This is a genomic window from Amycolatopsis sp. 2-15 (genome assembly GCF_030285625.1).
GTDB classification, from domain to species: domain Bacteria; phylum Actinomycetota; class Actinomycetes; order Mycobacteriales; family Pseudonocardiaceae; genus Amycolatopsis; species Amycolatopsis carbonis.
Map to the genome: position 1 here is coordinate 5,320,098 of NZ_CP127294.1, position 11,850 is coordinate 5,331,947.

Annotated in this window: 11 protein-coding genes and 1 pseudogene; 9 read left to right on the forward strand and 3 right to left on the reverse strand. The window is 72.1% G+C overall.

Features of this window, described 5'->3' with window-relative positions:
- Positions 1-12: 12 nt before the first annotated feature.
- Positions 13-932, forward strand: a pseudogene (locus QRX50_RS26455) (EamA family transporter).
- A complete protein-coding gene (locus tag QRX50_RS26460; RefSeq protein WP_285965870.1) occupies positions 929-1,573 on the forward strand; it encodes an NAD(P)-dependent oxidoreductase in 645 nt (214 codons plus the stop codon). Before QRX50_RS26455 ends, QRX50_RS26460 begins: the two are co-directional and overlap by 4 nt.
- Positions 1,574-1,578: 5 nt before the next feature.
- On the opposite strand, the gene QRX50_RS26465 is transcribed toward QRX50_RS26460, so the two are convergent.
- Positions 1,579-2,406 (reverse strand): SDR family oxidoreductase, encoded by an 828-nt coding sequence (locus QRX50_RS26465; protein WP_285965871.1) that lies wholly within the window; start codon positions 2,404-2,406, stop codon positions 1,579-1,581.
- Positions 2,407-2,455: 49 nt separating this feature from the next.
- Positions 2,456-2,989, reverse strand: coding sequence for a DinB family protein (locus QRX50_RS26470; protein ID WP_285965872.1), 534 nt, complete (start codon positions 2,987-2,989; stop codon positions 2,456-2,458).
- 162 nt (positions 2,990-3,151) lie between these two features.
- Here QRX50_RS26470 and QRX50_RS26475 point away from each other — a divergent pair, with 162 nt between their 5' ends.
- The 6 genes from QRX50_RS26475 to QRX50_RS26500 all read left to right on the forward strand — a co-directional run bounded on the left by QRX50_RS26475 (position 3,152) and on the right by QRX50_RS26500 (position 9,511).
- Positions 3,152-4,066 (forward strand): hypothetical protein, encoded by a 915-nt coding sequence (locus QRX50_RS26475; protein ID WP_285965873.1) that lies wholly within the window; start codon positions 3,152-3,154, stop codon positions 4,064-4,066.
- A gap of 1 nt (position 4,067) precedes the next feature.
- Positions 4,068-5,297 (forward strand): hypothetical protein, encoded by a 1,230-nt coding sequence (locus tag QRX50_RS26480; RefSeq protein ID WP_285965874.1) that lies wholly within the window; start codon positions 4,068-4,070, stop codon positions 5,295-5,297.
- Complete coding sequence (locus tag QRX50_RS26485; RefSeq protein WP_285965875.1) at positions 5,294-5,980, forward strand: ABC transporter ATP-binding protein; 687 nt, start codon at positions 5,294-5,296, stop codon at positions 5,978-5,980. The genes QRX50_RS26480 and QRX50_RS26485 overlap by 4 nt, the downstream gene beginning before the upstream one ends.
- The gene (locus QRX50_RS26490; RefSeq protein ID WP_285965876.1) at positions 5,971-7,182 is read left to right on the forward strand and encodes an ABC transporter permease; all 1,212 of its coding nucleotides are present in this window, start codon (positions 5,971-5,973) and stop codon (positions 7,180-7,182) included. Before QRX50_RS26485 ends, QRX50_RS26490 begins: the two co-directional genes overlap by 10 nt.
- A gap of 27 nt (positions 7,183-7,209) precedes the next feature.
- Entirely contained in the window at positions 7,210-8,112 is a 903-nt protein-coding gene (locus QRX50_RS26495) for an LLM class flavin-dependent oxidoreductase (protein ID WP_285965877.1), read from the forward strand.
- Between the two features lie 187 nt (positions 8,113-8,299).
- Entirely contained in the window at positions 8,300-9,511 is a 1,212-nt protein-coding gene (locus QRX50_RS26500; protein ID WP_285965878.1) for a beta-ketoacyl-[acyl-carrier-protein] synthase family protein, read from the forward strand.
- A gap of 490 nt (positions 9,512-10,001) precedes the next feature.
- Here QRX50_RS26500 and QRX50_RS26505 read toward each other — a convergent pair whose 3' ends face one another.
- Positions 10,002-10,586 carry a TetR/AcrR family transcriptional regulator gene (locus QRX50_RS26505; RefSeq protein WP_285965879.1) on the reverse strand — a complete coding sequence of 195 codons (585 nt, stop codon included), beginning with the start codon at positions 10,584-10,586 and terminating at the stop codon, positions 10,002-10,004.
- Between the two features lie 106 nt (positions 10,587-10,692).
- Between QRX50_RS26505 and QRX50_RS26510 the strand changes: the two genes are divergently transcribed.
- Positions 10,693-11,742, forward strand: coding sequence for an aldo/keto reductase (locus QRX50_RS26510; RefSeq protein ID WP_285965880.1), 1,050 nt, complete (start codon positions 10,693-10,695; stop codon positions 11,740-11,742).
- The last annotated feature ends 108 nt before the right edge of the window (positions 11,743-11,850 follow it).

The following is an 11,850-nucleotide window of genomic DNA, read 5'->3' on the forward strand; positions in this document are numbered from 1 at the left end:
TTGGACTCATCGATGCCGCGGGCGGACGATGAACCGGTGACAACGACCGCACATCCCGCCACCACGCGCGTCGGGTGGACCGCGCTGACGGCCCTCGCGCCGGCGGTGTGGGGCACCACCTACCTCGTGACCACCCACCTGCTGCCGGCCGGGCACCCGCTGTTCGCGGCGCTGATGCGGTCGTTGCCGGTAGGGCTGATCGCCCTGCTGCTGGCCCGCCGCCTGCCTCACGGGTCGTGGTGGTGGAAGCGCTGTGCTGGGCGTGCTGAACATGGGGGCGTTCTTCCCGCTGCTGTTCCTCGCCGCGCAGCACCTGCCCGGCGGGGTCGCGGCGACGCTGGGTGCGGCACAGCCGGTCGTGGTCGCGTTCCTCGCCGTCGCGATCCTCCGCGAACGGCTCTCCACCTGGCGCGTCGCCTGGGGTGTCGTCGGGGTGGCCGGCATCGCCCTGGTCGTGCTCGGGCCCGACGCGGCGCTCGATCCCGTCGGCATCCTCGCCGGGCTGGCCGGTGCCGTGTCCATGGCCACCGGCGTCGCTGACGAAACGCTGGGGCCGGCCCGAAGGCGTCAGCGCGCTGGGCCTGGCCGGGTGGCAGCTCACCGCGGCCGGGCTTTTTCTCCTGATCCCGGCTTTGGTGATCGACGGTGTCCCGAGCGACATCGACGGACCGGCCGTCGCCGGGTACCTGTGGCTCGGGCTCGTCGGCGCGCTGCTCACCTACACGCTCTGGTTCGCCGGCATCCGCCGGCTGCCGGTCACCGCCACCGCGTTGCTCGCGCTGCTCTCACCGCTCGTCGCCGCGGTCCTCGGCGCCGCCGTCGCCGGGGAAGCTCTCACGTTCGTCCAGCTCGCCGGTTTCGCGTTCGCCCTCACCGCGACGGTTGCCGGGCAACTCAACCCACCGAAGAAGAAGGAAACCAGCCAACCATGAGAATCGCAGTCTTCGGTGGCACCGGGATGGCCGGCCGCGCCGTCGTCACCGAGGCCCTGACCCGCGGGCACGCCGTAACGGCCGTGTCGCGCCGGCCGGCCGGCGCGGAAACCGGCCGGCTCAGCGTGCGTGCCCTGGACGTCGCGCGAACCGAGGACCTGGAGCCGGTTCTGACCGCGGCGGACGCCGCCGTCCTCGCCATCCGCCTCGCCCCCGGCAGCGAGCAGCTGCTGGCGCCCCTGACCCGCGCCTTCCTCGACGTGGCGAAGCGATGCGGCACCGGGGTCCTGGTGGTCGGCGGCTCGGCGCCGTTGCGCTCTCCGCATGACGCCGGCCGCCTGCTCATCGACGACCCCGCCTACGTTCCCGACGAATGGCAGACCATCGCCCGGGCCAGCCTCGACCAATTCCGCGTCTGCCGGGACCATCCCCACGACGCCTGCACGTACCTCAGCCCACCGGCGATCCTCGAACCGGGCACGCGCACCGGCGGCTACCGGCGGGGGAGCACCACACTCCTCACCGACGGCAACGGCGACTCGCGGATCACCGCGCCCGACCTCGCGATCGCGGTGCTCGACGAACTCGAGAACCCGGGCGGTGAACACCACTTCACGGTCGGCCGAGACCGGGAGGGGTGATCCGCTCAGTCCTGCGTGCCGTGGGCCTGCGCAGCCACTTCGTCCCAGTCGCGCCAGGTCCGCAGCCGCGCCGAGTACTCCTGTTCAACGCGCGGGATCTGGTCGCGGCCCAGGAACAGGCGCAGGGGCGGGTCGGCGGCGTCGACGAGGGTGAGGATGGCGTCGCTCGTGGCGGTCGGGTCGCCGACCATGCCGGGTCGGGTGCGGGCGGCGCGGGCCTGGCGCGCGGGTTCGTACTGGGCGAGCGGTTCGGCGTGCACGGCGGAGCGGCCGCTCCAGTCCGTGCTGTAGCCCGTGGGCTCGACGATCGTCACGTGCACGCCGAACGGTGCGACCTCCTGGGCCAGGGAGGTGCTGAACCCTTCGAGCCCCCACTTCGACGCGTGGTAGAGCCCGAGGTTGGGGAACGCGAGCACACCGCCGATCGAGGACACCTGGAGGATGTGGCCGGAGCCCTGGGCCCGCAGGATCGGGACCGCGGCCTGGGTGACCCACAGCGCGCCGAACAGGTTGGTCTCGATCTGCGCGCGGGCCTGCTCTTCGCTGATCTCCTCGATGGCGCCGAAGAGCCCGTAGCCGGCGTTGTTGACGACCACGTCGAGCCGGCCGAAGCGGTCGTGCGCGCGGGCGACGGCACTGTCCACAGCGGACTTGTCGGTGACGTCGAGGGCGAGCGGCAGCACGTGCTCGCCGTACTTCGCGGCCAGGTCGTCGAGGGTCGCCGTGTCGCGTGCGGTGGCGGCGACCTTGTCACCCCGGGCGAGCGCGGCTTCGGCCCACTGGCGGCCGAAGCCGCGCGACGTGCCGGTAATGAACCAGACCTTCTCAGTCATGGTGGGTGTGGATTCCGTTCGTCTCGGGTGTTCCGGTCGGGTTCAAGGGTCACATCAGGGAGGTGAGGACGAGGTAACCGTCGAGGCGGTTCACCTGGTCGGTGTCGGGGTCCGGCGGCAGGGCGTGCCCGAGGTTCTCGGAGCGGACCTCGCCGATCCACTGGTCGTGCTGGTACTCGTGGTTGATCAGCGCGATCAGCAGGTGCCGGCACACGACGGTGAGCTGGTCGGGCGAGCTCACGCGGCCGCCGGCGATGGCGTCGAGCCGAGCGTGGACGCGAGCCGCGACGGTCTCCCGGAACGTGGTGAGCCGCTCCACCGTCGGCAGCGCGCCGCGGAACTGTTCGGGCCGGGCCGAGTCCATCAGCCCGTCGAGCTCGGGGTCGGGGCTCGGCTCGGCGGCGGTGAGGTTGCGGACCATGAAGTGGGCGACGTGCGCCTGGTGGCCGAGGTGCCAGCCGATGGCGCTGGAGTTCTCGTGCGGGCGCCACGTCACCTCGTCGGCGCTGAGGTCTTTCCACAGCAGGTCGGTGTAGGCGCGGGCACGGTCGTACTCGCGGAGGAGCTCGGTCACTTCGTGCATCGTGATCACCTGGGGTGTGTGAGGTTTCCGGCGACGCCCGGAGTAGGCGCCCACCCAGTGTGGCTCGCCGGTGGCACGGATGATCGAAGGGCGGATAGCCGTCGCAACCAGGCCGCGCTCGATCGGATCAACTTTTTCCGGTCGTCACTCGTCTGTCCCGGTATGAGCACGAAGATCACCAAGACGGCGCTGCTGTTCGCGCTGGCCGCAGGCACCGCGGTGCTGGCCGGCTGCGGCGGGAGCACCGACAACGCGCCCGCGCCCGCCGCCGCCTCCTCCGCGGCGAGCAGCACCGAGGCCGCCACCGGCGGGACAGCCCCGGACACGAGCACGCCGGAAGGCAAAGCCGAGGCGGACTCCGTCAAGTCCGAGAACCTGATGGCCGACTGCATGAAGCGGGCCGGGTTCAAGTACGTGCCCCACCCGATGCGGTACGCGGTCTCGAAGAGCAACATCGCGGGCATCGACCCGGCGCTGACGTCGTACGAGGCGCTCAAGGCCTACCGCCAGAAGTACGGCTACGGCACGGGGTACGCCAAGGACGTCTTCCCGAACGACCCGGCCGTCGCCGTCCCGGTGAACCCGCCGAATCCCAACAACGCGATCCGCGCGGCGCTGCCCGCGGCCCAGCAGACGGCCTACGACACCGCCTACGGCGCGCCCCGGGAGCTGAGCTACGCGGACGCCAAGAAGCCCCAGGGCGGGTGCATCGCCGAGGTCAACCGGCAGATGGGCAACACCGGCGGCGAAAGCAAGTCCGACGCCGGCCAGCAGGCCGCCGCGCGCGAAGCTTCGCAAAGGTTCGAGACCGACTCCCGGGTGCTGGCCGCCGCCCAGGACTACGGCAGCTGCCTGCGTCGCAAGGGCTACGCGGTGCCGAGCACCAAACCCGGCGTCGTCGAGCACACCCTCAGCCAGGCCGCGCAGCAGGAGTACGACTCGAACCCCGCCGCCTCGAAGCAGCAGGGCCTGAGCAAGGAGATCAAGACCTCGCTGGACGACCTGGAGTGCGGCAAGGCCTACGAAGCCGTCGCGAAGCCGTTCGTCCAGGCGCTGCTGCAGGCGGGAGTCGGCTGACGTGGTCACCAACCCCCGGCGCGTCGTCCTCGTGCTGATGGGCGTGGCGCTGGCGGCGGGCGCGGTCGGCTGGGTCGTCGGCTCGCGGATCACCTCGCCCGCCGACGCCGCGGCGGCGCACCAGCCACCGCCCGCGTCGCTCATCACGGTCGCGGTGCGCAAGCAGAAGCTCACCAGCACCGTGACCGCCCAGGGCACCGTCGCCTACACCGGCGCGACCCCGCTCACGCTGACCGGTTCGGTCGGCGCCCCGGCCGGCGACGCGGCGACACCGGCGACCCAGCTGGTGACCAAGGCACCGGAGGCGGGCGCGACCGTGGGCTCGGGCGCCCGGCTGCTGGAGGTCAGCGGGCGCCCCGTGTTCCTCCTGCCCGGCGCGGTGCCGATGTACCGCACGCTGGCCGACGGGATGACCGGTGATGACGTGAAGCAGCTGCAGGCCGCGTTGACCGCACTGGGGTTCGGGCACCCGCGCGGCGGGAAGTTCGACGCCGCGACCCAGATCCAGGTGCAGCGCTGGTACGAGCGCGCCGGCTACGAACCGCAGACCACCACGGACACGCCGCCGAAGGTGACGATCCCGTCCGGGGAGATCCTGTTCCTGCCCGAGCTGCCGGTGCGCCTCGATTCGGTGATCACCCGCGCGGGCGCGCAGGCGACCGGCCGGATCGGCACCGCGACGTCGAGCAAAGTGGACCTGCGGGGCACCCTGCCGACGGCGGACGCGCAGTTCGTGCGGGCCGGCATGACGGCGAAGCTGTCGCTGCCCGACGGCACCACAACGTCCGCGAAGGTGGACGCCATCGGGCCGGACGCGGCGCCGCCACCGGCCGACGAACCGGCGAGCGGGAACGCCGGCGACACCGACGGCTCAGGGGACCAGGCGAACGGCACAGGTCAGACCGGTGGCGCCGGGCAGCAGCCGGCCGCGGCCGACTCCGTGCCGGTCCGCTTCGCCGCGGCGGACCCGAAGACGCTGGCCGCGTACGCCGGGCAAGCGGTGCGGATCGACATCGAGGTGGGTGCGACCTCGGGTGACGTGCTGGTCGTCCCGGTGGCCGCCGTCGCGACGAGCGCCGACGGCGCGACCCGCGTCCAGGTGCAGCGCGCCGGCGGCGCGGTCGAAGACGTTCCGGTGCGCACGGGGCTGACCGCCGACGGGCTGGTGGAGGTCACCGCCTCCGGCGGCGGGCTCGCGGCCGGTGACCGGGTGGCGGCGGGCACGAAGTGAGCGACCCGGTCATCCGGCTAGACGGTCTCGGCCGGGTGTTCCCCGCCGACCCGCCGGTCCACGCGCTCGCCGACGTCCACCTGAGCGTCGAGACGGGCGACTACGTGTCGATCGTGGGCGCGTCGGGCTCGGGCAAGTCGACCCTGCTCAACACCCTGGGCCTGCTGGACCGGCCGACGTCGGGCAGCTACCGGCTGGACGGTGTCGAGACCACCGGTCTGGCCGACGGCGCCCGCGCCGAGCTGCGCGGCAGCCGCATCGGGTTCGTGTTCCAGGCGTTCCACCTGCTGCCGCACCGCAGCGCCGCGGACAACGTGGCGATGGCCGAGCTGTACCGGCACACCGACCGCAAGCACCGGCCGGAGCGCGCGCGGGAAGCGCTGGCCCGGGTCGGGCTCGCCCACCGAGTGGGGTTCCGGCCCGACCGGCTCTCCGGCGGCGAGCGGCAGCGCGTGGCGATCGCCCGCGCCCTGCTGGGCCGCCCGGCGCTGCTGCTGTGCGACGAGCCGACCGGCAACCTCGACCGGGCGAACACCGAAAGCGTGCTCGATCTGTTCGACGAGCTGTCGGCGCAGGGCGTGACGCTGGTCGTCATCACGCACGACGAGCAGGTCAGCGGCCGCGCCCGGCGGCGGGTGCGCATCGAGGACGGCCGGGTCGCCGAGGAGCAGGTGTGCGCCTGAGCGACCTGCTGGACGAGGCACTCGCCGGGATCGCGGCCCGGCCGGTGCGCACGGCGTTGACCGTGCTGGGCACCTTCATCGGCATCACCACGCTGGTGGTCACGCTCGGCGTCGCGGCGACGGCGGGCAACCAGATCGCAGGCCGGTTCGACGCCGTGACCGCGACCGGGGTGACCGTGACCGTGCCGCCGCCTCCCGCCCCGTCGAGCCCGCCGCTGGTCGACTGGGCGGGCCTGGCCGACCTGCAGCGGCTCAACGGGGTGCACGCCGCGGCGTCGATCGCCGAGCTGGACACCGGCGGGACCGGCGCGTTGTCCGTGCGCGCCAACGAACTCGACGACCCGACCACCGTCGCCGACCGGGCGTTGCCGGTGGTCGCGGCCACGGCCGGACTGCCGGCCGTGGTGAACGCGACGATCGCCCAGGGCCGCTTCTTCGACAACGGCCACGTCAGCCGCCGCGACCGCGTCGCCGTTCTCGGTGCCGGCGCGGCGAAACTGCTGGGCATCACGCGGGTGGACGACCAGCCCGCGGTGTTCGTCGACGACCGCGCGTTCACCGTGATCGGCATCCTCGGCGATGGGGGACTGGACCTGGACCGCGCGCTGGACACCTCCGTCGTGCTCCCGTACACGACGGCGGCCGACCGGCTGGGCGCCGGCGCGCCGACGAAGGTCCTCATCCGCACGGACCTCGGCGCGGCGAGCTTGATCGCGCGCCAGGCCCCGATCGCCTTGAGCCCCAACGGTCACGACTCGCTGCAGGTCCTGGCGCCACCGGACCCGGCGAGCCTGCGCGGCGGCGTCGAGCACGACATCAACGGGCTGTTCGTGGTGCTCGGGCTGGTGTCGCTGGTGGTCGGGGCCATCGGCATCGCGAACGTCACCCTGGTGACCGTGATGGAACGTGTGGGCGAGATCGGCCTCCGCCGCTCGCTCGGCGCGCGCCGCCGGCACATCGCGGCGCAGTTCCTCGTGGAATCGGTGACCGTGGGCCTCTTCGGCGGCCTGCTTGGCAGCAGCGCGGGGATCATCGCCGTGGTGATCGTGTCGGCGGCGAACGGCTGGACCCCCGTGCTGGACCTGTCCCTCGCCGCCGGCGCGCCAGTGACGGGCGCGCTGGTCGGGTTGCTCGCCGGTCTGTACCCGGCGGTGCGGGCCGCGCGCATGGAACCGGTGGAGGCGCTGCGTTCGGGCACCTGAGGCGCGCCGGCCGTAGGATCGGTCATCATGAGGTACGCGATCGCGATTCCGCAGTACTACGCCGACGGCTCGTTCGATCCGGGTGCGTTCCGCGACTACCTGCAGCGCGCGGAAGCGGCCGGCTTCCACAGCGCGTGGACGCAGGAGGCCGTGTTCGGCAAGCGCCCGCAGCTGAGCCCGCTGGAGGCCATGACGTTCGCCGCCGCGTGCACCGACACCCTGCGGCTGGGCTGCACGGTGTTCGTGTCCACGCTGCACATCCCCGCGCAGCTGGCGAAGAGCACCAGCAGCCTCGACCAGCTGTCGCGGGGGCGCCTCGAGGTCGGCGTCGGCTCCGGCGGCAAGAACCGGCCGTTCCCGGCGTTCGGCATGCGGTCCGAGCGCTACCTGGCCCGGTTCACCGAAGGCGTCGAGCTGCTCAAACAGCTGTGGACGCAGGACAGCGTCGACCACGACGGGGAGTTCTGGCAGCTGTCCGGCGCGACGATAACGCCCCGCCCGTTCCAGAAGCCGCACCCGCCGCTGTGGTTCGGCTGCAGCGGGCCGAAGGCGCTGAGGCGCGCCCTCGACCTGGGCACCGGGTTCTTCGGCGCGGGCTCGGCCCCGACGGCCGACTTCGCCGAGCAGGTGCGGTTCGTGCGTGCGCAAGGTGATCGTCCGGACTTCGAGATCGCCAAACGCGTCTACATCGCGATCGAAGCCGACGCCGCCCGGGCCCGGGAACGCGTCAACGCCGAGCTCACCGGCCTCTACGGCGGCCTTCCGCCCGCCATCGAAGCGGCCGCGATCGCCGGCACTCCGGACGACTGCGTCCGCGCCGTGCGCGAGGTGATCGACGCCGGCGCCGAGCTCGTCCTGTTCACCCCGCTGTACGATCAGGCCCGGCACGCGGACGTGATCGCGAAGGAGATCATCCCCGCGCTGTCCTAGAGGTGACCGTCACACCCTTGACCCGAAACGACTTCGGCGGTTTCGGCGATCACCTCTGGTCGCCCCGTGGGAAGGTGGCGTGAAGGGCATCCGGAGCGCCCGGCTGTCATCACTGTGGTGGCCCCACATGGGAAACGCTCTCTCGGCGCCTAGCGTGATCATCACTGGGTGCTCGAAGGAGTGAACGATGAAGCCAGCCCTCAACGGACGGGTGGCGGTGACCGGAATCGGGGTCATCTCACCCGTGGGCATCGGCGTGAAGGAATTCTGGGACGGGCTTTCGCGCCCCGCCGCCGCGCAGGCCATCCGGCGGCTGACCGATTTCGACCCGCGGTTGCGGCTTTCCCACAAACTGGCGCGCACGACCGACATCACGACGCAGATGGCCATCGCCGCCGCCGACGAGGCCTTGGCCGACGCGGGGTTGCTCGCGGATTCCGGGCCGGACCTGGCCGACGTCGATCCCGACCGCGCGGCCGTCGTACTCGGCACGGCCACCGGCGGCCTGACGACGCTGGAGGCGCAGGCCGAGGTCCTGGCCCGGCTGGGTGACCGCAAGGTTTCCCCGCACCTCGTCCCGATGGCGATCCCCAACGCGGCCGCGGCGGCGTTGAGCATCCGGTACGGGCTGCGCGGCAGCGCGAGCACCATCACCACCGCCTGCGCGGCCGGCACCGACGCCACCGACGCCATCGCCGCCGGAGCCAAGCTCGTCGCCTCCGGTGCCGCCGACGTCGTCCTCGCCGGCGGCAGCGATTCCAGCCTCACGCCGACCTTGACCGCCGGGTTCACCAACATGCGCGCGCTGACCCCCACGGGGATCTCCCGTCCGTTCGATGTGGACCGAGACGGAACGGCTGCCTCCGAGGCGAGCGGCGTGCTCGTGCTCGAGCCCTTGGAGAAAGCGCTTGCTCGCGATGCCCACGTCTACCTGACCGTCGACGGCACCGCCGCCACCGCCGACGCCCACCACACGACCGCACCCATCCCGACCGGCTCCGGCGCCGAGCGCTGCATGCGCCTCGCGATCGAAGACGCGGGCTATACGCCGGGGGACATCACCCACATCAACGCCCACGGCACCTCGACCCCCCTCAACGACGACGCCGAGGCCCTCGCCATCCGCCGCGTCTTCGGCGCCTCCCGGCCACTGGTGACCAGCATCAAGGGCGCCACCGGCCACTCCTTCGGCGCGGCCGGCGCCCTGGAAGCCGTCGCCGTGGCGCTCACCATCGCCCACGCGACCGTGCCCCCGACCCTCGGACTGTCCACCCAGGACCCGGACTTCGACATCGACGTGGCCCGCTCACCCACCCCCTGGACGCCGGGCCCGGTGCTGTCCAACAGCTTCGGCTTCGGCGGGCACAACGGCAGCCTGGTGTTCTCACCGGTCGGCTGACCTTCGTTCGGGCCACCGCCGTGGGCTCTGAGGACGCGGCGAGCCTCACCGCTGGAGGGGAGCCGTGGCCCACGGCTCCGAATCGTGAAAATCTCGGTCCTGGCGTGTACTCGTGAGGCAGCCGGCCTGAGGCTCTGGCGTACGCTGCCGACAAGCTACGCGAGGGTGGAACTCGACCCGGAGTTCGTCTGGCACGCTGCTTGGAGCAGGTACATCGTGCCTGATGTCCCAGATGAGCGAATGGCCCAGTTGGCTCCCGAAGCGGCCTGGGAGATCTACGGAATGCACCCTCGACGCCCACATCGGCCGTGCCAACCCACGGATCCCCGGCACGGAATCGAACCGAATCCTCCGCCGCGGCTACTCCTGCCGCGGACTTCCTGGCACCGACCGGTCCGGTGGCCGATACCTCGGCAAATCGCTCTTCGACGCCGCCACCTGGCCGGGAGCCGGCGGGCGCCTTTCCGGTGGCCGCCAGGCTCGCGCCGCGTCAGACCGACTGCGGCGGCGCCTGCAATCCCGAGAAAACCGCAGCGACAAGACGCCGCCCCTGTGCGGCACCGGCGTCGTCGTTCGCGACTCGCCAGAGGAAGCTCATCAGCAGGATGATGTCCGCCGGGTCGTGGCCGGGCGCGATGGTGCCCTCCGCGACGCAGGCGTCGACGAGCTTCGCCACCGCCGCGGTCGCGGGGGCCCAGGAGGCGGTGATCACGTCCTGGGCCGCGGCGCTGTGCAGCGCGTCGCCGAGGCCGTGCTTGATGCGGATGTACGCGGCGAGCGTCTCGAACCACTCGATGAAGGCGGCCTTCGCGGACGGCTGGCGGGCCAGCACCTCGTCGGCCGTGGTGGTGAGGCGCTCGATGTCGTGCTGGTAGGCCGCCAGGATCAGGTCCTCGCGGGTGGGGAAGTGCCGGTAGAGCGTCCCGGCGCCGACGCCGGCGCGCTTGGCGACCTCGCTCAGCGGCACGAGGGGGTTCTGCGCGAACAGCTCGTGCGCGGCTTCGATGATCGCGACCCGGTTGCGCGCGGCCGCTTTGCGCTGTGTGCCGTAGGTGCTCGGCGTCCCGTCGGTCATACCTCCGATCATGCCTCACGGTTGACTCGCGGAGAATCCTCCGCTAGTTTGGAGTTACTTGCGGAGGATTCTCCGCAAGTTTGCCTCGACAGGAGACCCCCCGCTCATGCGTTATGTGAAGCTCGGTACCACCGGCCTCGACGTCTCGCCCATCGCGATCGGCGCGATGACCTACGGCGAGCCGGATCGCGGCCACCCCGTCTGGTCGCTGGGCGAAGAGGACGCCCGCCCGCTGATCAAGCACGCGCTCGAGGCCGGCATCAACTTCTTCGACACCGCCAACATGTACTCGAACGGGTCCAGCGAAGAGATCCTCGGCCGCGCGCTCAGGGACTTCGCGGATCGCGACGACGTCGTGATCGCCACCAAGCTGCGCCACCCGATGCGGCCCGGTCCGAACGGCCGGGGGCTCTCGCGCAAGGCGATCATGTCCGAAGTGGACCACTCGCTGCGACGGCTGGGCACCGACTACATCGACCTGTACCAGGTGCACCGCAACGACCACGCGACGCCGCTGGAGGAGACCCTCGAGGCCCTCGGCGACCTCGTGAAGATGGGCAAGGTGCGCTACCTCGGCGCGTCCTCCATGCGCGCCTGGGAATTCGCGAAGGCCCTGCACCTGCAGCGCGAGCACGGGTGGGCGCGGTTCGTGTCCATGCAGGACCACTACAACCTGCTGCAGCGCGAAGAGGAGCGCGAGATGATCCCGCTGTGCCTGGACGAGGGCGTCGGCACGATCATCTGGAGCCCGCTCGCGCGCGGCCGTCTTGCCCGCGCCTGGGACGACGCGAAGACGACCGCCCGGTCCGCGACCGACGGCGACTTCGCCGACCTGCTCTACTCGCCCGCGGAAGAGGCGTCGAACCGCGCGATCGTGGACGCCGTCGGCCAGGTCGCCGCCGCCCACGGCGTGAGCCGCGCGCAGATCGCCCTGGCCTGGCTGCACCGCCAGCCGGTGGTGACCGCCCCGCTCGTCGGCGCCGGCTCGGTACAGCAGATCGACGACGCCGTGGCCTCCCTGGACGTCACCCTCACCGACGACGAGGTCCGCGCGCTCATCACCCCGTACACCCCGCGCCACGACTGGCAGGGCATCTCCGACGAGGCCGAGCTCGACGCCATCCGCGCCCGCGTGCCGGGTATGGCCCTGTCGTAGCGGACGGCGGGGCAGTTTGCGCCTCTTGCCGGCACGGCCGGGCGTTCGGCCTGCGAGACGACCATCCCGGCACGCGACGTAGCCGCCGCCCCGGTCGTGACGCGGGAC

Bases quoted from the DNA above. Each gene is read 5' to 3' on its own strand.
- QRX50_RS26470 (WP_285965872.1), bottom strand. From the start codon at position 2,989: ATGCACGAAGTGACCGAGCTCCTCCGCGAGTACGACCGTGCCCGCGCC.
- QRX50_RS26510 (WP_285965880.1), top strand. From the start codon at position 10,693: ATGCGTTATGTGAAGCTCGGTACCACCGGCCTCGACGTCTCGCCCATC.
- QRX50_RS26505 (WP_285965879.1), bottom strand. From the start codon at position 10,586: ATGACCGACGGGACGCCGAGCACCTACGGCACACAGCGCAAAGCGGCC.
- QRX50_RS26475 (WP_285965873.1), top strand. From the start codon at position 3,152: ATGAGCACGAAGATCACCAAGACGGCGCTGCTGTTCGCGCTGGCCGCA.
- QRX50_RS26500 (WP_285965878.1), top strand. From the start codon at position 8,300: ATGAAGCCAGCCCTCAACGGACGGGTGGCGGTGACCGGAATCGGGGTC.
- QRX50_RS26465 (WP_285965871.1), bottom strand. From the start codon at position 2,406: ATGACTGAGAAGGTCTGGTTCATTACCGGCACGTCGCGCGGCTTCGGC.
- QRX50_RS26495 (WP_285965877.1), top strand. From the start codon at position 7,210: ATGAGGTACGCGATCGCGATTCCGCAGTACTACGCCGACGGCTCGTTC.
- QRX50_RS26460 (WP_285965870.1), top strand. From the start codon at position 929: ATGAGAATCGCAGTCTTCGGTGGCACCGGGATGGCCGGCCGCGCCGTC.